The organism is Alicyclobacillus tolerans (genome assembly GCF_048984885.1).
In the GTDB taxonomy this organism is placed as follows: Bacteria; Bacillota; Bacilli; order Alicyclobacillales; family Alicyclobacillaceae; genus Alicyclobacillus_I; species Alicyclobacillus_I tolerans.
In genome coordinates this window covers 982163-1002629 of sequence record NZ_JBMGNK010000002.1, presented here as the reverse complement: position 1 = coordinate 1002629, position 20467 = coordinate 982163, and the positions used below count along the sequence as shown (strand labels likewise).

Genomic DNA, 20467 nt, shown 5'->3' with positions numbered 1-20467 from the left:
CAGAAAAATCCAATCCTTTTCCTCAAACTCCGATAGAAAAAACCGCCCAGAGGGCGGTTCCAGGCTGTCGAGAAAGTTTCGACAGCCATTCTTTATGTCTCTTTTATTCTAAATATATGTATTTATGTTATAATATTCATAACCAATGTTGGGTGGTGATGACGTGTACCAGTCAAAAGACGGTCGTCAGTTGGAGTTCGAGTTTGTATCTATTGAAGAACTTGTCCCTGAGGACCATCTTCTTCGGAAGATTGATCGTTACATCGATTTCTCGTTCATTCCAGAGAAGGTCCGTCCTTATTACTCCGAAGACAACGGACGACCTGCGGTGGATCCGGTTGTACTCTTCAAAATGATCTTTCTGGGGTACCTTTACGGCATCCGTTCTGAGCGCCAGTTGGAACAAGAAGTGAAGACGAACGTTGCGTACCGTTGGTTCCTGGGATTAAAACTTACTGACCGGGTTCCGGACCATACCACCCTGTCATGGAATCGGTGTATTCGCTTTGCAGGCACCGGCATCTTTCAAGACATCTTTGACGAAATCGTTCTCCAAGGTATGAAGCACCGACTCATTTCTGGACGAGTCCTGATGACAGACTCCACACACATTAAAGCTAATGCAAATAAGCACAAGTTCGAGCGGAAAGTCGTTGAGGAAAAAGTAAAAGGCTATCTTGCTGAACTTGACCTTGCCATCGCTGCAGATCGGAGCGCTCACCAAAAAAAGTCCTTAAGCCCCAGGAAGGAGGTGTCCAAGGAGCGCGAAGTAAAGGTCAGCCTCACAGATGCGGACAGTGGATATATGTACCGCGAAGGCAAGCCGGAAGGATTTTACTATCTCGACCACAGAACCGTTGATGCGAAGTACAACTTGATTACAGATGTGCATATCACGCCAGGCAATATCCATGATTCAATTCCATACGTAGGGCGACTTGAAAGACAAATTGAACGTTTTGGTTTCAATGTTGAAGCCGTGGCGCTCGACTCTGGTTACCTAACAAATCCGATATGTAACGAATTAACTGAACGTGGTATCTTCGCAGTGATTGGTCACCGCCGATTTCATCCCACAAAGGGTTTAATGCCCAAATGGAAGTTCCGATACGATAAGAAAACGGATTCGTACCTATGTCCAGAGAAACACCCACTTACTTACCGAACGACAACTCGTGAAGGCTACAGGGAGTACAAATCCGACCCAGAAATTTGCAAGGCATGTTCCATTCTGACTCAGTGTACACGCTCCCGCAACAAGCAAAAAGTTTTGGTACGACACGTTTGGGAGGATAGCAAAGAGAGGGTCCGAGAGAACCGATTAAGTAAATCTGGGAAACGCCTATACCGACTCCGAAAGCAAACCATTGAGCGAAGTTTTGCAGATGCGAAACAACTTCATGGATACAGATACGCGAGGTTCCGAGGCAGGGACAAGGTGCTCGAACAGGCACTGATGACCGCTGCCTGTCAGAACATGAAAAAAATCGCTCTTCACCTAGCAAAACGAGCTAGATGAAGAGCGATTCACATTTCCCATTGATACAAACCTGTGTAAATCGAACTACAAAGATATTGCTTGAATTGAAAAAGACCACTCGCAGTGGTCTTTCTCGACAGCCTGAACCGCCCAGAGGGCGGTTTTTGATTTTGCGCAACTTTTCATTTTGGGGGTTGCGTTTCCCCAACGATTCTATCAACCATACGTCAATGCGGATGATTGGAAAAATAGGCAATGAACAATGTCAACAGGAAAAAGAAGATAGCCAGTACCACGGTCACGCGGCCAAGTAAACTGTCGAGCCCTTTCGGCTTGCGCGTGTTTGCCTGATCGGACCCACCTGTAATGACGCCGGACAAACCTGCACTACGACCGGACTGCAGGAGAATGACTGTCACAAGCAGCACACAGAGAATGACCAACACGACTTTTGCGGCTGCCAGCATATCTGTCACCTCCTGTCCAAAACCGCAAACACTAATCAGAGTATTCCTCTGATGAGTGTATCATAACTCAACCTTTACGGACAAATGCGGATTTTCCAGCATAACGTGCTGCGCTGCCCAGTTCTTCCTCAATACGAAGCAACTGATTATATTTAGCCACCCGATCCGTTCGGCTAGGTGCGCCTGTCTTAATCTGTCCAGCATTGGCCGCCACAGCTACATCAGCAATTGTTGTATCTTCCGTTTCACCGCTCCGATGTGAAATGATTGCTGTGTATCCAGCTCGTTTCGCCATCTCCATACATTCAAAAGTCTCTGTTAAAGTACCGATTTGATTGACTTTCACAAGAATGCTATTGCCTACTTGCGACTCAATACCTCGTTTCAGACGTTCTGTATTGGTAACAAATAAATCGTCACCGACCAACTGCACTTTTGATCCCAGAGCACGAGTGAGATTGGACCATCCTTCCCAGTCGTCTTCCGCTAGACCATCTTCTATGGAAAGAATGGGATAGCTACTGAGCAGTTTCTCATAGTACGCAATGAGATCGTCCGAAGAACGAGTTACACCTTCTCCTTTAAAAACGTAATGACCCTTCTCAAACAACTCTGTTGAAGCCACATCAAGCGCAATCGACGCTTGCTCGCCCGGTTGATAACCTGCCTTTTCAATAGCCTTTACAATCATGCGAATCGCATCTTCATTGGTCTTTAAGTTGGGAGCAAAACCGCCCTCATCACCTACTGTTGTAGCCAGCCCCTCTGCAGAAAGCACCGATTTAAGAGCGTGAAAAATTTCGGCTCCCATGCGAAGCGCTTCACGAAAAGTAGGCGCACCATGCGGAATGACCATAAATTCCTGAATATCTACTGTATTATCCGCATGTTTACCACCGTTGAGAATATTCATCATCGGTGTCGGCAAAAGATGTGCGTGAAAACCGCCGAGATAGCGATAAAGTGGTTGGCCAGCTTCCATGGCAGCAGCCCTAGCAACAGCCATTGAGACACCAAGAATAGCATTAGCTCCTAATTTTCCTTTGTTCGGTGTACCATCCAACTCACAAAGCAGACTATCGATGGCGATCAAATCGTCAGCTTCTTCACCAATCAGTTCAGGAGTGATGAGGGTATTGACATTTTCTACTGCTTTGAGCACACCTTTGCCACCATAACGGGACTTGTCTCCATCACGCAACTCCACTGCCTCATGTGCTCCTGTCGACGCACCGGACGGTACAATTGCACGCCCAACGGCACCGCTCTCCAATTCCACTTCAACTTCCACTGTTGGATTGCCTCGAGAATCCAATACCTCGCGAGCTTGAATATCAAAAATCTCTGACATAGTTTAATTCCTCCCAAATTAAATTTCATTTTGCTGTTATACTTCACCTTCAAGAATGTATAATGAGCGTCTTTCCTTCCATTTCTTTGGGTGGCTCAACGCCAAGTAAATCCAGCATAGTCGGGGCAATATCAGCTAAGATGCCTGATCGAAGAACGAGTCCCGGTTCAGTCACAATCATGGGCACCGGGCTGACGGTGTGCGTGGTACAAGGGCCGCCTGTCTGCGGATCAATCATGATATCTGCATTACCGTGATCAGCCGTAATCAACGCAACCCCATTTTTTTCCTCGATGGCCTGGTAGACTTCGCCAAGACACTCATCCACTGCCTCAACAGCGCGAATAGCCGCTTCCAAACTGCCGGTGTGTCCTACCATGTCAGGGTTGGCAAAATTTAAAATCATCACGTCGATTTCACCAGACAGAATTCGCTCTTTGGCCCGTTTCGCTACCTCATAGGCACTCATTTCGGGTTGCAAGTCGTAAGTGGCTACCTTCGGCGAAGGAACAAGAACACGTTCTTCTCCGGCAAAGGGTGTCTCTTTACCGCCAGAAAAAAAGAAAGTCACGTGCGGATACTTCTCGGTCTCAGCAATACGTAGTTGCGTCAGCCCCGCCTGACTCACCACTTCTCCGAAGGTATGAACAGGTGAGGTTGGAGGATAGGCAATAGGAGCATGAATTTCATCCGCGTATTTTGTCATAGAAACAAAATGCACCTTAGGGGGCTTTGGACCTCGATCAAAGCCTTGAAAATGTTCATCGGTCAAAGCCATGGATAATTGAATAGCGCGATCGGGACGAAAATTAAAGAAAATGACAGCATCTCCATCCTCGATATTGCCAAGTGGCTGTCCTTGCACATCAACATGAACGAGTTGTTCCATAAATTCGTCAGTAATCCCGGCAGCATACTTGTCACTCACTGCACTCAACAAGTCTTGTGTTTTCTCGCCTTCTCCGTAGACTAAAGCGCGATACGCTCGACCCGTTCGCTCCCAGCGTTTGTCACGATCCATAGCGTAATAGCGGCCTTGGACGGTGCCTATCACAGCGTTACCTGCCTGTTCAACTTGTTCCTGAAGCTGCTGGAGATAACCCAGGCCCGTTGTAGGAGGTGTATCGCGACCATCGAGGAAAGCGTGAACCACCACTTGGGGTACATTACGGGCATACGCCATGCGCAATAACGCAAACAGATGATGGATATGACTATGCACGCCGCCATCCGACACTAACCCCATCAAATGCAGTTTTCGTTGATTTCGACTGGCAGAACGCATAGCTTTTAGCAGAATTTCATTTTCAAAAAATGATCCCGTTTCAATTTGTTTGGATATTTTCGTAAAATCCTGATATAAAACCCGTCCTGCGCCTATATTGGAATGGCCAACTTCAGAATTGCCAAACTGCCCTTCCGGCAGTCCTACCGCTTCACCGCTAGCTTCTAGAGTTGTGTGAGGAAACTTGGCCCATAAGGAATCGAAATTTGGTTTTTTGGCCAATCGCACAGCGTTGCCTTCACTACTTTCCCGCAGCCCAAACCCATCTAGTATGACCAGCGCAACAGGTCCTCGGCCAGAGGGAATGGCTTTTCTTTCGAACTCGCTCACCGTTGTCCACCTTCTATCGCTTTTGCCATGCCAACAAAACTATCAGCTTCCAAGCTTGCTCCGCCTACCAGTCCGCCATCGATTTCAGGATGCCCGACAAATGAAGCAATATTATCTGCTTTTACGCTTCCCCCGTAAAGAATGCGCACATGGTTAGCCACGGATGAGGAAAATTGGTCAACTAGAATTTGGCGTATCCAGCCAATCACCTGTCCAGCATCGTCCACGCTGGCTGTCTTGCCCGTACCAATTGCCCAAACAGGTTCATACGCAATAACCAGCGTTTCTACTTCACCAGATTCAAGATTGGCAAGACCGCTCAATACCTGTTCCTTTACCACATGTTCAGTTTGACCTGCTTCTCGCTCGGCTATCGTTTCACCTACACAAAGTATAGGCGTCATGCCCGCTTTCATAATGGTGGATACTTTTCTGGCAATCATCTCGTTGCTCTCACCAAAAATCGCTCTGCGCTCAGAATGTCCCGCAAGGACAAATTTCGTCCCGAAATCTACAAGCATAGGCGCAGAAATTTCTCCTGTATATGCCCCGCTCACTTCATGGTATACGTTTTGTGCCCCCAGTTGTACCTGTGCGGGCAACATAACTCGCAATAAGTGCAGGCTAGTATAAGGAGCACAGATGGCGTATTCGCAACCTGGCTTGAGATGCATGGATTGTTGGCCTAAACGTTGAGCAAAATCACGTGCTTCCTGCAACGTTTTGTTCATTTTCCAATTGCCAATCAGCATGGGTACGCGCGACATCCCATCACCTGCTCTCTACAATGTTAAGACTGCTTATCTTCAATAATAGCAACGCCGGGTAGAACTTTGCCTTCCAAAAATTCAAGTGAAGCTCCTCCACCGGTGGAAACATGCGACATCCTGTCCGCCAAACCAGCTGCTTCAACAGCAGCAACGGAATCTCCACCACCTACAATGGTTGTTCCAGATACAGAAGCGAGCGATTCGGCAATTGCAAAAGTACCCTTGGCAAACGCAGGCATTTCAAAAACACCCATAGGACCATTCCAAAGCACAGTCTTTGCCGTTTGAATCACCTGTTGATACTGTTTAACAGTCTCTGGGCCAATATCTAGCGCCATATCATCTGCCTGCAATTCACCTACAGACTTCACAGCATACTCAGCATCTGCTGCAAAAGCCTTGGCAGCTACGACATCACTTGGCAAAAGTAAAGGTTTCTTTAACTCCTCTGCCCGCTGAAGTAGCCGTAACGCAACCTCTCTGGCATTTTCTTCAACCAGCGAGTTGCCCATATCATGGCCTTGCACTGCGAGGAACGTATTCGCCATTCCCCCGCCAATCAAAAGAGCATCTACTTTTTGAATTAAGTTTTCCAAAACAGCAATTTTGTCAGAGACTTTAGCACCGCCGATAATAGCAAGGAAAGGTCGATCCGGCGACTCTAGCGCTTGTGTCAAAACCTCGACCTCACGTTCCATAAGAAAACCTGCAACAGTAGGCAAAAAACGCGCTACTCCAGCAGTCGAGGCATGGGCACGATGTGCAGCACCAAAAGCGTCGTTGACAAAAACATCTCCTAACAAGGCAAGCTGTCTGGCCAGTGATTCGTCATTTTTTTCCTCACCCGCATAAAAACGCACATTCTCCAGCAATAAAATGGTGCCTGGCGGCATATGTTGTACAGCATTTTCAACCTCTTCACCAACAGAATCAGAGACAAAATTCACCGAAACGTTAGGAAGATATTTTTGCAAAGTATGCGCTACAGGACGTAAAGAGTACTTTTCAACACGATTCCCCTTTGGTCGACCCAAGTGACTCATTACAACAACCTTGGCATTTTCTTGTAACAAATATTGCAAGGTTGGCAATGCTGCTCGAATACGCGTATCGTCTGTTACATTTCCTGAGTCATCCATCGGCACGTTAAAATCCACGCGAACAAGCGCACGTTTGCCTGGCCAATAAATATCTTTGACCGTCTTTTTTTTCAAAATCGAACCCCCTTGTTTAAATTCCACACTCACTCCATTGTACCAAAGGCAAAACGTCAAGCAACGGAAAAATTCGCGAAATCGTCATGAATACGCTTTCTTTATTAAGAAAAAGCTAAACGGTATATGGAAACAAGGAGGCTGCTCTCATTTATGACAACCACCATTCATCCCCCTAAAATAAGCAGCCGTTTGAACGAAAACGTTGACTATCTGAACGAGCTGTTGGGAATTGGTCAAGGTCCAGGACATAGTTGGGATATTATGGCTAAACCGTTTGGGTATGGGAATTTACAGATGATGTCGTATGTCCTCAACGGATATTTTCTCACTATGAATATGGTATTGATTTTGCAGGAACTAGAGAAACACGTGCTGATGTTTCAGAATGAACACCCTGAGCAAATCCACAATATAGAGGAACTGTGCCACTATCTTAACAAGCATGTTGGTTTTGTGCAGGTACAGATGGTGGATAAAATGCAAGATGCCGTGCGCTTTATTCTTTCTGGTCCTCTGGTGACATTTATTGAAGGCTATCATCAAGCTCTTCTGATTGACACTCGTATTTATCCCATGCGAAGTATTACTGAATCGGAAGTAGAGCGTGTTATTCGTGGCCCTCGAGACGCGTTTGTGGAAACAATGCTGGAGAATACTGCACTGATTCGCCGTCGCCTGCGGGAACCTTCCTTGCGAACGGAGTTGATGCAAATTGGCACTCGCTCCAAAACTGACGTCACACTCATGTATTTAGCGGATATATCCAACCCCCAAATGGTCGATCTCGTTCGTCAGCGGTTGCAAAGCATTCAGTCAGAAACCATTACCATGGCTGAACAAGCTGTGACTGATATGATTATCGACACCAAATGGAATCCTTATCCGAGCGTTCGCTATACAGAGCGCCCTGACGTTGCGGCAACAGCTCTGGTTGAAGGTCATGTGGTGATTATTGTAGATACTAGTCCTGAGGTCATTATTGCACCCATCACCTTCTGGCAATTGGTGCAAAATCCAGAAGAATACCATAGTTATCCAGTTGTTGGAACTTATTTGCGATGGCTGTCCATCATTTCTGTTTTGGTCAGCATCATGCTGCCAGGTCTTTTTCTCTGGGTGAATTACGCGCCTCGACACGTGCCGCATATCTTTCATTTTTTTATTGCAGACAACAACTTGCCGCTTCCCCTCTGGATGCAGTTGATTCTTGCTGAAGTAGCGCTTGATGTTTTGCGTTTGGCTGTTATGAATGCCCCTACTCAAATCAGTAGTATGGTATCAATTATTGCGGCCCTCGTTTTTGGATCTCTAGCGGCTAAAATCCAAATGCTTCATCCGGAAGTACTCGTTTATATGTCCATTGTCCTCATATGCCAATTTGCCATCTCTTCTTACGAGTTGGCCACAGCCAATCAAATGTCGCGCTACTGGATTCTTGCCTGTACACAAATCGGGCACCTGTTTAACGCTTCTGGAATTGGATTTGCTGTAAGTTGTGTTGCCCTGCTCATTTTTCTCGCCACGCGCAAATCGTTTGGCATTCCCTATTTCTGGCCTGTTATTCCCTGGCGTTGGCGTGGAGGTTTAACAGAAATCCTTTTTCGCAGACCTACTTCACGCATTCAAGGTCGTCCACATATTTTAAAAAGCAAATTGCCTCCCAATAAATAAAAAATAGGATCAACGTAAGGGTACTCCCGCCAAACAGGCAACAGCAGGAGTACCCGCTTCTTCTTTTTTTGAACGTGGGCAAGCGGACAAATCCCTATGAATAGATATACATAACAGAAACAAAATGCCCCGTCACACTTTACAAGAAGCTGCCATTGGACGAGGGAGGTGGATGTTAGATGGGAATTGGTGTCATTGGTTGCGGAAATATGGGAAGCATGCTTGCCAAAGCTTTCTCCCAAACCGTTGAAAAACAAGTTTGGGTATATAATCGCACACCTGCCAAGGCAGTCGAATTAAGCAGGCAATATCCGCATATTACTGCTGAACTTGACTTGTCAAACTGGATCCAAAACTGTGAAGTTGTATTACTTTGCGTGGGAAAAAAAGATTTGCCCCATTTGCTGGCCCAAGTAGCCCCCATGCTTCAAGATCATCAACTCTTAGGAACGACATGCACAGCTTTCTCTTTAGCCGAACTCGGTAAACACTGCAAAGCAACACCTTTTCTCTGTGTCCCCAGTCTGACACAGCATGTGAACAAAGGTTCCATATTACTATCTGTTCCGCCCAGTCATACTTCGTCGGTTACTCAACTACAAACGCTTTTTGCTGCTATTGCCAAACCGATTTTCATTCAAGAGTCGCAAATTCGAATTTTCTCTGATTTAACTTCTTGTGGCCCTGCATTTTTTGCAGAAATTCTGCTTACATGGTCAAAAGCAGCAGCTAATACACGACGCATCACAGAGAATGAAGCCAGAGAAGCTTTGCTGGCTACGGTAGAAGGAACATTAGAACTTTTACATTCGGGAATGACCATGGAGGAGATTCAATCTTCCATCACCGTACCGGGAGGTGTCACTTCCCGAGGATTAGATGTACTTCACGAACCTTTGCTCCAAGTTTTTCGAAGGCTTCACGAAGCAACCCAAGCTTATGCCAAACAAAACAACAAACCATATCAGAACTGTGGTTGCGAACCTCCAGATGATCCGCAACTAGCTTGTCAAAAAGTATGGCCGCACGCAAAAATTTAAACGTGCGGCTTTTCCGACACATAAAGAACAACTCGAATCTTGATAACCTTTGTCGAATCAGGGGAAATCATAAAATTGACTCTTGCTACCTGATATAACCTCGCAGATAATAAAAAAGGAGAGATATTCCAAATTGTAAGAACTGAAGGTGGCTAAACCTTGAAAGAATTACTTACTTTTGAAAATATCAACGAGATCATACATAATGAAAAATGTGCTTCCTTTTTTCCACTTTCAGACGAATTTTTTCCGCAAAAAACACAGCGACAGACTGACCCAACCAATCCAGCCATTCAAAACTGGTTAGAGAATAAGCTCAAAAACGCCTTTCATGATTTCCTCAAGCATCTTCCGGAACTAGATTGGCCAACCGATCTTGTCATCTGTCTAATTTCCGATACAGGTAAAATGATTCACATACATGGTGAGACGAAATATCAATGGTTGCTGTGGAAAGAAGGCATCCACCCAGGAGAAAAAATTCCTGTCTGCACGCTCGAAGATATGTCCAGAAGAGATAACGGAATACGACATTCACCTTTTTCAAAATGGACAGGTCAGATATGTATACGCAAATTGTCTGTCGGAGAAAGTCGATCCTTGCGAATTGGCTACCTTGCCTGTCTAAAAGCTGACAACTCTAGAGAAGAATCCTTGGGTTGGCAAGCTGACTTTTTAGTCGCAGGTATACAAACTGCTTATGAATCACGTTGGCAAGAAATGCAATCTTTGTCCTGGCTGCCATTGTTTTTCTCGCAATACAATATACACGCACTTTTGCACAGCGAAGACAACGACTTAATTTACGAGTATCACCCTAGCGCTATTCTTCCTGAAATCCGCGCACAAATGAAAAAATTTGCTCTAACGTGGAACAAGGAAACGAAGTGGAGTTGCTCAGGCAGCCATTTTCGCGTCCATCAATGGGTTTGGACTTCTCTGGACTCCGCTTCCACCCTTCGATTGACACTTTTTATGGATAATCAAGAAGAAGTCAAAATGCACCAAAAACTTGAGGAACTAGAAAAGCTTTCAACACTTTCCTCATTGGCAGCAGGGATTGCTCATGAGATACGCAATCCCCTCACAACCGCACGCGGTTTCTTGCAACTGTTCATGCAGCGTACCGGCTCGCCGCAAGATCAACATTTTTTACAAATCACCATTAAGGAACTCGACAGAGTCCAACTTCTACTGAAAGATTTTATGTGTCTTACCAAACCACAGGACTCCCATTTCACGATGGAAAATATCAACGATATTGTTCAATCGGTAAAAGAATTTTTAAAACCAGAAGCAACTTTAAAAAATATTGATTTAACGGATGAATTGCCAGAAACACCTGTTTATACACTGGCTGATAACTGTCAATTAAAACAAGTTTTAATTAACCTTGTCCAAAACGCAGTTCAAGCTTGTAAATCAGGTGGTAAAGTAACCATTGCGGTCGAAGAGTATCCTAACCATGTAGAAATCAGAGTAAGGGACAACGGCTGTGGTATTGCCGATGTAAGCAAACTTTGTCAAGCTTTTTATACCACCAAAAAAACAGGAACAGGATTAGGACTCTTGGTAAGTCGCAGAATGATAGAAGCCCATCACGGATGTATTCGATTTCATTCCAAACCCAACGAAGGTACTACGGTCATTGTCCAATTACCGTTGCCTCATAGCGTCTCTGCACTGAAAGGCTAATCATCGTCCAAGAGGGAAAATCAAATACATACGATGATGTAGACAAACCAGACAGCCAAACCTTTGGAAGTAAAGCTGTCTGGCTATCTTAATCTGCAGTAGCGCAAAGACCTGCCATTCGGCAGGCCTATGCGCACTTTCATCAAGCACATGAACTCTTATAAGGCAACATTTAGAGTGGAAGCCAACTCGTCAACCAAAGTGTCGAACCGTTGTAAAGCCTTTTTAACAGGTTCCGGTGAAAGCATATCTACGCCCGCCTTCTGCAACAGAGCAATCGGTTCATCCGAACCTCCACTCTTAAGAAATTGCAAATAGCGCTCTACTGCTGGTTCCTTCTCTTTGAGAATCTGTTCAGACAAATCGAGTGCTGCGGATAAACCTGTGGCGTACTTGTACACGTAGAAAGCATTGTAGAAATGGGGAATTCTGGCCCATTCCATAGCTATCTGATCATCCACATGACAAACGGTTCCAAAATATAATTCAATCAATTTTTTATAGGTCTGCTTTAACCACTCTGCTGTTAAAGCCCCACCCTCTTCGACATGAGCATGAGCCAACATTTCAAACTCAGCAAACAATGTTTGTCGAACTAGCGTAGTGCGAATGGTTTCTAAGTGATGATTGATTAAAGCTGCTCGTTGCAAGTTGTCGCTTGTCTTCTTCAACAGATGGTGAAATAGAAGAGATTCATTGCAGGTTGAAGCCACTTCTGCAACAAAAATGGTGTAATGCGCGTAAACGTGTGGTTGATTTTGATAGGAGAAATACGTATGCATAGCATGGCCTAGCTCATGAGCCAGTGTAAACATTCCATGTCGATTCTCGGTGTGATTGAGCAAGATATAGGGATGTGCCGGATAGGCACCTGTTGAATAGGCTCCGCTTCGTTTACCACGATTTTCGTAAACGTCTACCCAACCATCTTCCAATATACCCTTGCGAGCTACTGCAACATATTCTTCACCAAGTGGCTGCAAGGATTCTAAGACGGTTTCGACTGCCTCTTCATACGAAATCTTCGACTCCACATCCGCTACAAGCGGTGTATAGAGATCGTACATATGAAGTTTATCGAGCGAAAGGACTGATTGACGCAAGCGCAGATACTTGGACAAAGTAGGAATGGAAGCATGAACCGCCTCAATCAGACGGTCATACACGGCAACAGGCACATTATCGGGAAATAGTGCCGCTTCGCGAGCGGATGGATAATGCCTTACTTTGGCGTAGAAAACGTCTTTTTTAACGCTGGCTTGATAGGTTGCTGCAAGCGTATTCTGATATTTTTCATACGCAGTATATACCGACTCAAAAGCTTGACGACGCACTTCGCGGCTACTGCTTTCCAATAATGTCAAATATCGCCCGTGCGTCACCTGCAATATTCTTCCTGATTCGTCCTGAATCGGATCGAACGTCAAATCTGCATTGTTAAACATCGAAAAAATGTTACGTGGCGATCCGGCCATTTCTTCAGTGTAAGCCAGCAACAACTCTTCATTGGCAGGCAGTACATGTGGCTTTTGTCGGGTAATTTGTTCGATGGCAAAACGATACATCTGTAAAACAGGTTCTTCCGTATAAAAACGTTCAAGAACATCAGCAGGTATAGCAAGCAATTCTGGGACAAGAAAAGCCGATATACTTTGAACTTGCACAATAAGAGAAAGCGCCTGCTCGGAAAGCGCTTGATAAACGCTGTTGCGGCTGTCTTCATCGGCGCGCATATGCGCATACGCATAAAGGCGACTCGCCTTCTGTTCGATTTGATCAGACAATTGCAAGGCGCAAAGCAAATCGGCAGCTGAATGACCTAACTTACCAGCGTATGCTGACAATTTTGGAAGTTCCGCTTGCAGTCTTGCCGCATCCTGTTGCCAAAGTTCATCTGTCTCATATAAATCTTCCAGTTTCCACTTATAGCGGCTGTCTATTTCTGCCCTTTCTGGCAAAGCTCTAGTCTCATCACCAGTGTTTTCATCGTTTGCAGTAAAATGTGCATCCCGAGAGATAAGCATGAATTTTTCTCCTTTAACAATCTCTCGAATGAGAGCGTAATTGTGAAGAACCAAAAGATCCTGGTAACAATTCGCCTACGCTGGTCTGAACTCTTTTTCCTTGTAAATTGCTCAAATAAACAGGTGTATCTGGAGAGCAGAACTCCACCATAACTTGACGGCAAGCTCCACAAGGAGCAATCGCTTCTTCGGTATCTCCTGCCACAGCTATAGCTACAATCCTATCGTGCTCGACTCCAATTTCGGAAACAAAACGAAAAATAGCGCTGCGCTCTGCGCAATTGGTCAATCCATAGGAAGCATTTTCGACATTGCAGCCGCTGATTATTCGCCCACTGGCAAGCCTCAGGGCCGCCCCCACTGGAAACCGCGAATAAGGGACGTACGCTTGCTTCATGGCTTGTTGAGCAGTTGCTAAAAGCTGCGTATCCACATCTTCCACCTCTGCCACAACTCGCCCAATCACAATCGAAGGTGGGATTTTGGAGGTGTGATTTCCCCACTCAAAGAGATGCAAGACATCGTTCTGCACAGCCAACGCTTCCTGCTCAGAACGAGCATGAATTTCCACGAGCGGTTGATCAGCTTGAAGTTCTGCACCAACTTTGTGTAAAAATACCAGACCCGTACGTACATCAATTTTATCCGTTTTGGTAGCTCTTCCAGCACCAAGACGCATCGCGATTTCGCCAGCAGCCAATGCGTGAATTTTCTCGATTGTTCCTGATTGCGGAGCATGAATTGTAAGCACAAACGGAGCCCTCGGCAATATCTTTTCTGGTTCGATCACGACATCGCCAATGCCTCCCTGAGCGTCAATCCACTGACGCATCTTCTCTAAAGCCTGACCATTCTCAATGGCTTCCTTCATTTTATGCCGCGCCTCACTCGGACTTTTCGTCAACCCTGCCAGTAACATCATCTCAATTCCAAGTGCATAACAAAGTTCTGTAAAATCGTCCGGCCCGCAACCTCTTAAAGTGTCTATCGCTTCTTTGACTTCAAGCGCATTGCCAACCGCATAGCCAAGAGGTTCATCCATACGGGATAAAAGGGCTACTACTTTTTTTCCTGACTGCGTCCCTATTTGCACCATCTGACGAGCCAACACCTGAGCATCCGCCTCATTCTGCATAAAAGCGCCCTCGCCTACTTTGACATCAAGGACAATCCCGTCTGCTCCACTCGCTAATTTTTTGCTCATGATGGAAGACGCAATCAGCGGCAAACTGGCAACCGTACCGGTTACATCACGCAAAGCATAGAGCATTTTGTCAGCCGGTGCCAGATTTCCACTTTGACCAGCTAGAGCAATGCCTATAGCCTCTACCTGCTGTACAAATTCCGCTTGGTTCAACTCTGTACGAAATCCCGGAATCGACTCCAGCTTGTCAATCGTCCCCCCCGTATGGCCCAGTCCGCGTCCTGACATTTTGGCAATCGGTACACCCATGGCAGCAAGCCAAGGCATGAGTGCAATGGATGTTTTATCGCCCACTCCACCCGTACTATGCTTATCCACAAGAAAACCCAGATTTTTGGGATACGTGAGTCGATCTCCAGAGTCAGCCATAGCCAATGTCAAGGAGGTGATTTCTTGTTCATCCATTCCCTGAAAAACAATGGCCATAAGCAGGGCACTCATTTGATAATCTGGAATATCACCTGCTACATACCCTCGAATCAATTGAGTAATTTCCTCTCCAGACAAATGTCCCCCGCGCCGTTTTCGCTCAATCCACTCCACTACTCGCATACATGCCCTCCTGCCCTATCTTTTCCAAACTGACCAAGAATGGCGCTCTTCAAGCAGATTATCACATTTTCAAGAATTTCCGCGAATTCGACACACAATCCTGGGCCATAGCTGTGTTACACTGTAGGCCAGATTGAACGTATGCAAAAATCTGTCGATGCCGTCTAGGGGCAAAGACTGATGGAGTGACCCTTTCTTGAACAATCGTAAAGCCACATTTTTTTCTTTCATTTACCGAGGTCTATCATCTGCAATCAGTTTTCTGACCATTATTGCCACAGGTCGATTTCTCGGGGTAGCCGATAGGGGTCAGCTCCAATTCAGCCAGGTGTTGCTCAATGGCAGCCAAAACTTTCTTGGCGGTTACACCAATTGGTATGGCTATGCTCTGCCAAAACGCGGAGAAGACACGGAAAGCATTATTCAGACCGGGAATTTGATCTTGTGCGTGGCATCCATTTTCATTTGGATTGTTTTAACGCCTCTCACATGGTGGCTGGTAACCCACCATATATTGCTCGAAGCCTGGGGCTGGATGGTCATTTGTATGCCACTCGCCTTTCTTTTCAACTACGCAACGCGAATTCTCAATGCTCTGCACGATATTACTTGGTTGAATCGCTCCAACCTAGCCCAACCCCTTGTGTTCTTACTCGTCTATCTTGTCTTGCTGGCCATACATCCAGGACACGAAGCCGATCGATTATTTTACAGCTACTGTATTTGGAGTGCCTCTTGGGTCTTTGCAGTGATACTGTCTTTAACAGCCGCATATCATCGTGTCGCGCAAAGAGTCGGAAGTTGGAAAAAAGCGCTCGGCATAGGATTTTCAAAAGTTGAATGGCGAGGAACTGTATCATACGGGTCGTGGTCTTCAATTTCCAATATAGTGCATTATTTCAACTATCGAGTCGATTATTTTTACGTGCTGAGTACACTCGGAAAAACCATTTTTTCTATTTATGGCACGGCAGTAGGTGCTGCCGAAGTGCTGAATACACTCTCACAATCCATCGTTTCCGTCGTCTTTGCAAGAATGACCGGCGCAGCTCATGATGATGCCATCTCAGTGACAACCAAAGCTTCACGGCAAAGTCTGATTACTTCAACCGGTTTTGCATTTATCATTGCATTAGCTTTTCCTTTTCTCTTTATGCTGCTTGGCCATCATGGTGCATACTTAAAAGCCATCCTGCCCTTCTGGATTCTTTTGCCTGGACTCATTTTTAAAGCGGCAAGCAACATTTTATTGCAATATGCTACCAATTCGCTCGGCCAGCCCAAAACAGCAATTTGGATGAACGGTTTAGCTGTTATCATCAATCTGGCTTGTTGCGTTCCACTCGTACACTTTTTTGGCATGGTTGGCGCAGCACTAGCCTCTACCTGTGCCTACTTTTTTGGTTTTGTGGCTTATTGCTTTTGGTTTGCGCGCGTCACGGGAACATCGCAACGCGCGCTTTGGCAACTGCGAAAAGAAGATTTTATTCCCTATTGGGAAATAATTTTACTAGCGAAAAAGAAATTTGCTCGATCCGCTTGATCACTACTCCAGCAAATCAGGCTGCTCACGCACAATCCGCGCATAAAGCGGTTGAAAGGAGAACCAGCCAGCGAGTGCCGAACCTACTTGCTGGCTCGTTTTCCGAGCATACTCTGGTTCAATTTGCGTAGGCTTTCCTACCGCCTCAGCGAGCAACTGCGCTTGGCAGGAACGTTCCATGGTAATAAACCACCATGCTGCCTCATCCACAGAGCCACCAACGGTAAGCAATCCATGATTGCGCAGGATGGCTGCTTTTTTCTTACCAAGAGCCTGACCAATTCTCCGCCCTTCTTCCACATCATAAACAACACCCGTATAGTCGTCGAATAGAACGTGATCGTCATAAAAAGCACAAGCGTCTTGCGTAATGGGGTCCAGTAGACGACCGAGTGAAGACCAAGTTTTGCCGTAGATAGAATGCGCGTGAGCGGCTGCAACTACATCAGGACGAGCTTGATGAACTTGCGAATGGATGGCAAAGGCAGCAGCGTTAACGGGCCGATTGCCTTCTAACACTTTCCCATCATGACCGACTAAAATCAGATCTGAAACTCGAATTTGTCCAAAATGCATGCCAAACGGATTGACCCAAAAGCAATCTGTATGTTCTGGATCGCGTACTGTAATATGTCCTGCTACACCTTCGTCAAAACCAAATCGAGAAAATAGACGAAATGCCGCAGCTAATCGCTGTTTACGATAGAGACGCTCTTCCTCAAGGGTTTCAAACCGTGGTGGTGCATATTGGCTGACATCCACCTTGTTGTCACCTAGAGCTGCTCGAGAGAATAATTTTTCCTCTGTACTCATACTCGATTTCCCCTTTCTTCTCCATGCTTGGAACTTGTCTACAAAACTCCTCACCAGCTCAATGTATGCGATTTCACACAGTGTATGAAAAAAGCGGGATTCATTTTTGAACGATCCCGCTTGATTCATCTCAAACTTCTTCTTCTGTTTGTATTTTTTTTCGACTGGAGGGCACACTTCGAGCCCAAGCCACGCCAAACCAAATCCAAACAATTAATGTGACACAAGTCCAAAGATTGATAAGAAATTCAAATGTACTTGGACTGCTTAAATAGAACACGGGAAAAATATAATGATTCATCTGCCCCGCATCCCACTGATATTTTTCAAAGTACAGATAAAAACTGTAAAGAAAACAAAATCCTGCAAACGTCGCCGCTACACGAGCATGTCGACTCATTAAACTCATCTGCCTTTCCTGCTGACTTCACTTACGCAAAGACAGGATCTTTTAAATCCTCCAATTTTAATAAGGAGGCTTCATCCACATCTTTGTGTAATGAATTGCCGTGGGCATCCATAGTCACTATGGCTGGAAATCCTTTCACTTCCAGATGCCACATCGCTTCTGGAACGCCAAATTCATCAAGAAAGTCCACACCGTTTACTTTGTTCACGCATCGAGCGTAAAATTGGGCCGCACCGCCTATTGCGTTTAAGTAAACAGCCCCCGATTTCTGCAAACCAGCCAACGTTTTAGCGCCCATGCCACCTTTACCAATCACAGCACGCAAACCAAATTTTTCAATAATATCTGCTTGGTAAGGTTCTTCACGAGAGGATGTTGTGGGACCAGCAGCAGTCACATGCCATTCTCCCGCATCGTCCTTCATCATAACTGGACCACAGTGATAAATTATACCGCCTTGCAAGGATACTGGTGAATCATGCTTCATCAAATATTTGTGCAGTTCGTCTCGTCCTGTATGAATTTCTCCTTCAATCAGCACAACATCTCCCACTTTTAAAGAACGGATTTGTTCTTCAGAAATGGGCGCTTTTAAGACGATGGCCTGATCGGTGGAAAATCCGCCTGTTGGGCGCTCCATTTTTTCTTCCTTGTCTCGATAAAGCCAAGAACGTATCTCACCGCTTGTGGCGTCAAGGACAACACCCAGGCGGCGAAAGGCCCAGCAGTTATAAGCCACGGAAACATAGAAAGAAGCTGGAATACGATTCATGACACCAATTTTACAGCCAAGCAACGTCACTTTACCGCCAAATCCCATAGTGCCAATTTCCAGGTGATTCGCGTTATCCATAATGTATTGTTCCAATTCGGCAAGGGTGGGATTTGGATTGATATCATCCAGCGGCCTGAATAACTGCTCCTTAGCCAATTCATACCCTGTTGTCCGATCTCCACCAATTCCTACGCCAATAAAGCCAGCGCTGCACCCTTGTCCTTGCGCCTGATAGACAGCGTGCAAAATACATTTACGGATGCCTTCTAAATCTCTACCTGCTCGTCCGAGACCTGGCAATTCCACCGGAAGTGCGTATTGAATGTTTTTATTTTCACAGCCACCGCCTTTTAAAATCAGGCGGACTTCCACCTCATCGCGCTCCCACTGGTGATAGTGGATGACCGGAGTACCAGCGCTAAGGTTGTTACCGGAGTTTTTTCCTGTTAACGGATCGACCGAATTAGGACGTAATTTGCCAAGTTTTGTTGCTTCCTCTACAGCCGCCCGAATATCTTCAGTCATACGTAACTGATTAAAACCAACAGGACAATGAACAATAAAAGTAGGCATACCAGTATCCTGACAGATAGGTTGTACGTCTTCTTCCGCAGATACAATATTGTCTACAATCGTGTCGATCGCAATACTTGCTCGAGTTCCAATTTCTTCCTGTAGCTGTGCTTTTTTTATTGCCCGTCGTACATCGGGAGGTAAATTGGTGGACGTTTGGGTAATTAATTCGAGCAGACTTTCCTGCATTTGGGTACTCATGCTTTGTCGCCTCTCTTTATTGGTATCCTTCCTGCGGATAAAATTCCAACTCCTATTATATCACTTCACATCGCTTGCGCTTTGTTCACGACCGCTTTTTCCATTTTCTTACTTCTGAGTTCAGAATAGCGCATCAGAGCTGTGCCGCCAAGAATTAACACAGCAGAAAAAACGAGACCTATAGCGGGTTGCAGACCAAACCACAGCCATTGTAGCAAAGCTCCAAATACCGCTTGCGGATAAAACGTGATGGCTGCCGCTATTCCACCAGGAACTCTGCGCAATCCAAAACCGTAAAGAGCATAAGCTGTCATGGAAACTATCAACACGATATATCCGAGTTCCCACCAGCCAGTAAAGCCCAAATGAACAAGCGTATACCAGTAGAACTGAAGCGGATGGAAAAATGGCAGTATCACGCAAAGAAAAGCAGCGCCAAGAACGGTAGTTCCCACAAGAACGTCAAACAGGTTCGCTTTAACAAAAAGCGGCTTAGAAAGAACGGTATAAATAGAAAACGCCAGCATAGCCAATACAACTTCGATAATGCCGATGGTAGATAATCCACCTTGCCATTCGTTGATCACAAGAAGCAATACACCGCCAAAACTGACGACCATCCCCACATAGCCCATCCAGCCAATGCGTTCGGCAAACATCCACCTAGCTAACAGAGCGGCCACAAGTGGAGCAGCGTTGACAAACAACAAAGATGCAACAGGTGAAATATGGCGCAGCGAAGCATAGTAAAAAAGCGGATATAAGACGGAAGAGGATATGGCAGCGCCTAGCAGTAACAGCTTGTCTTTGACTGACCATTGCCAAACTGCAGCCAGTTTAGGCCACCAAGGCAAATACAGAAGGGCACTGAATACAAACCTATAAAGTGTCAAAGCGTCAGGCGATATTTCAGCCTCAACAGCTTTGCCGACTACAGCGTGACTTCCCCACATCATGGCAACCATCAGTAACGCCAAAAGCGGCCAGACGCGCATTCGATTCACTCCTCAAGAATAAAAATGCGCGCCTGCTTAGCGCGCATGCAACCCAAGGGTATTATCTCTTTT

Annotated in this window: 16 protein-coding genes; 5 read left to right on the top strand and 11 right to left on the bottom strand. The window is 45.7% G+C overall.

Annotation, left to right across the window (positions count from 1 at the left end; genetic code table 11):
• The first annotated feature begins 145 nt into the window (after positions 1-145).
• A complete protein-coding gene (locus tag ACOJUR_RS04985; protein ID WP_420949092.1) occupies positions 146-1519 on the top strand; it encodes an IS1182 family transposase in 1374 nt (457 codons plus the stop codon).
• 188 nt (positions 1520-1707) lie between these two features.
• Here ACOJUR_RS04985 and secG read toward each other — a convergent pair whose 3' ends face one another.
• The 5 genes from secG to ACOJUR_RS04960 all read right to left on the bottom strand — a co-directional run bounded on the left by secG (position 1708) and on the right by ACOJUR_RS04960 (position 6897).
• Positions 1708-1947: a preprotein translocase subunit SecG gene (gene secG / locus ACOJUR_RS04980; RefSeq protein WP_072874779.1), complete on the bottom strand. Its 240-nt coding sequence runs from the start codon at positions 1945-1947 to the stop codon at positions 1708-1710.
• Between the two features lie 67 nt (positions 1948-2014).
• Entirely contained in the window at positions 2015-3298 is a 1284-nt protein-coding gene (eno, locus tag ACOJUR_RS04975) for a phosphopyruvate hydratase (protein WP_420949417.1), read from the bottom strand.
• A gap of 49 nt (positions 3299-3347) precedes the next feature.
• Positions 3348-4913, bottom strand: coding sequence for a 2,3-bisphosphoglycerate-independent phosphoglycerate mutase (gene gpmI, locus ACOJUR_RS04970; RefSeq protein WP_072874777.1), 1566 nt, complete (start codon positions 4911-4913; stop codon positions 3348-3350).
• Complete coding sequence (tpiA, locus tag ACOJUR_RS04965) at positions 4910-5680, bottom strand: triose-phosphate isomerase (protein WP_072874776.1); 771 nt, start codon at positions 5678-5680, stop codon at positions 4910-4912. The genes gpmI and tpiA overlap by 4 nt, the downstream gene beginning before the upstream one ends.
• 23 nt (positions 5681-5703) lie before the next feature.
• The gene (locus ACOJUR_RS04960) at positions 5704-6897 is read right to left on the bottom strand and encodes a phosphoglycerate kinase (RefSeq protein ID WP_420949416.1); all 1194 of its coding nucleotides are present in this window, start codon (positions 6895-6897) and stop codon (positions 5704-5706) included.
• 153 nt (positions 6898-7050) lie between these two features.
• Between ACOJUR_RS04960 and ACOJUR_RS04955 the strand changes: the two genes are divergently transcribed.
• The 3 genes from ACOJUR_RS04955 (at position 7051) to ACOJUR_RS04945 (ending at position 11306) form a co-directional block, all read left to right on the top strand.
• Positions 7051-8571, top strand: coding sequence for a spore germination protein (locus ACOJUR_RS04955; RefSeq protein ID WP_420949415.1), 1521 nt, complete (start codon positions 7051-7053; stop codon positions 8569-8571).
• 179 nt (positions 8572-8750) lie between these two features.
• Positions 8751-9611, top strand: a complete 861-nt coding sequence (locus ACOJUR_RS04950) for a pyrroline-5-carboxylate reductase dimerization domain-containing protein (RefSeq protein WP_420949414.1) — start codon at positions 8751-8753, stop codon at positions 9609-9611.
• A gap of 159 nt (positions 9612-9770) precedes the next feature.
• Positions 9771-11306 (top strand): ATP-binding protein, encoded by a 1536-nt coding sequence (locus ACOJUR_RS04945; protein WP_420949413.1) that lies wholly within the window; start codon positions 9771-9773, stop codon positions 11304-11306.
• A gap of 158 nt (positions 11307-11464) precedes the next feature.
• Here the strand turns inward: ACOJUR_RS04945 and pepF are convergent, their stop codons facing one another.
• Both pepF and ACOJUR_RS04935 read right to left on the bottom strand, forming a co-directional pair.
• A complete protein-coding gene (pepF, locus tag ACOJUR_RS04940; protein ID WP_420949412.1) occupies positions 11465-13330 on the bottom strand; it encodes an oligoendopeptidase F in 1866 nt (621 codons plus the stop codon).
• A 13-nt stretch (positions 13331-13343) separates the two neighbouring features.
• A complete protein-coding gene (locus ACOJUR_RS04935) occupies positions 13344-15086 on the bottom strand; it encodes a thymidine phosphorylase (RefSeq protein WP_420949411.1) in 1743 nt (580 codons plus the stop codon).
• 196 nt (positions 15087-15282) lie between these two features.
• Between ACOJUR_RS04935 and ACOJUR_RS04930 the strand changes: the two genes are divergently transcribed.
• A complete protein-coding gene (locus tag ACOJUR_RS04930; RefSeq protein WP_420949410.1) occupies positions 15283-16629 on the top strand; it encodes a lipopolysaccharide biosynthesis protein in 1347 nt (448 codons plus the stop codon).
• A gap of 3 nt (positions 16630-16632) precedes the next feature.
• Here the strand turns inward: ACOJUR_RS04930 and ACOJUR_RS04925 are convergent, their stop codons facing one another.
• The 4 genes from ACOJUR_RS04925 to ACOJUR_RS04910 all read right to left on the bottom strand — a co-directional run bounded on the left by ACOJUR_RS04925 (position 16633) and on the right by ACOJUR_RS04910 (position 20395).
• Complete coding sequence (locus ACOJUR_RS04925; RefSeq protein WP_072874769.1) at positions 16633-17442, bottom strand: class II aldolase/adducin family protein; 810 nt, start codon at positions 17440-17442, stop codon at positions 16633-16635.
• A gap of 130 nt (positions 17443-17572) precedes the next feature.
• Positions 17573-17851: a hypothetical protein gene (locus ACOJUR_RS04920; RefSeq protein ID WP_072874768.1), complete on the bottom strand. Its 279-nt coding sequence runs from the start codon at positions 17849-17851 to the stop codon at positions 17573-17575.
• 22 nt (positions 17852-17873) lie between these two features.
• Positions 17874-19400 carry a fumarate hydratase gene (locus tag ACOJUR_RS04915; protein ID WP_420949409.1) on the bottom strand — a complete coding sequence of 509 codons (1527 nt, stop codon included), beginning with the start codon at positions 19398-19400 and terminating at the stop codon, positions 17874-17876.
• 65 nt (positions 19401-19465) lie between these two features.
• Entirely contained in the window at positions 19466-20395 is a 930-nt protein-coding gene (locus tag ACOJUR_RS04910) for a DMT family transporter (protein WP_072874766.1), read from the bottom strand.
• Positions 20396-20467: the final 72 nt, after the last annotated feature.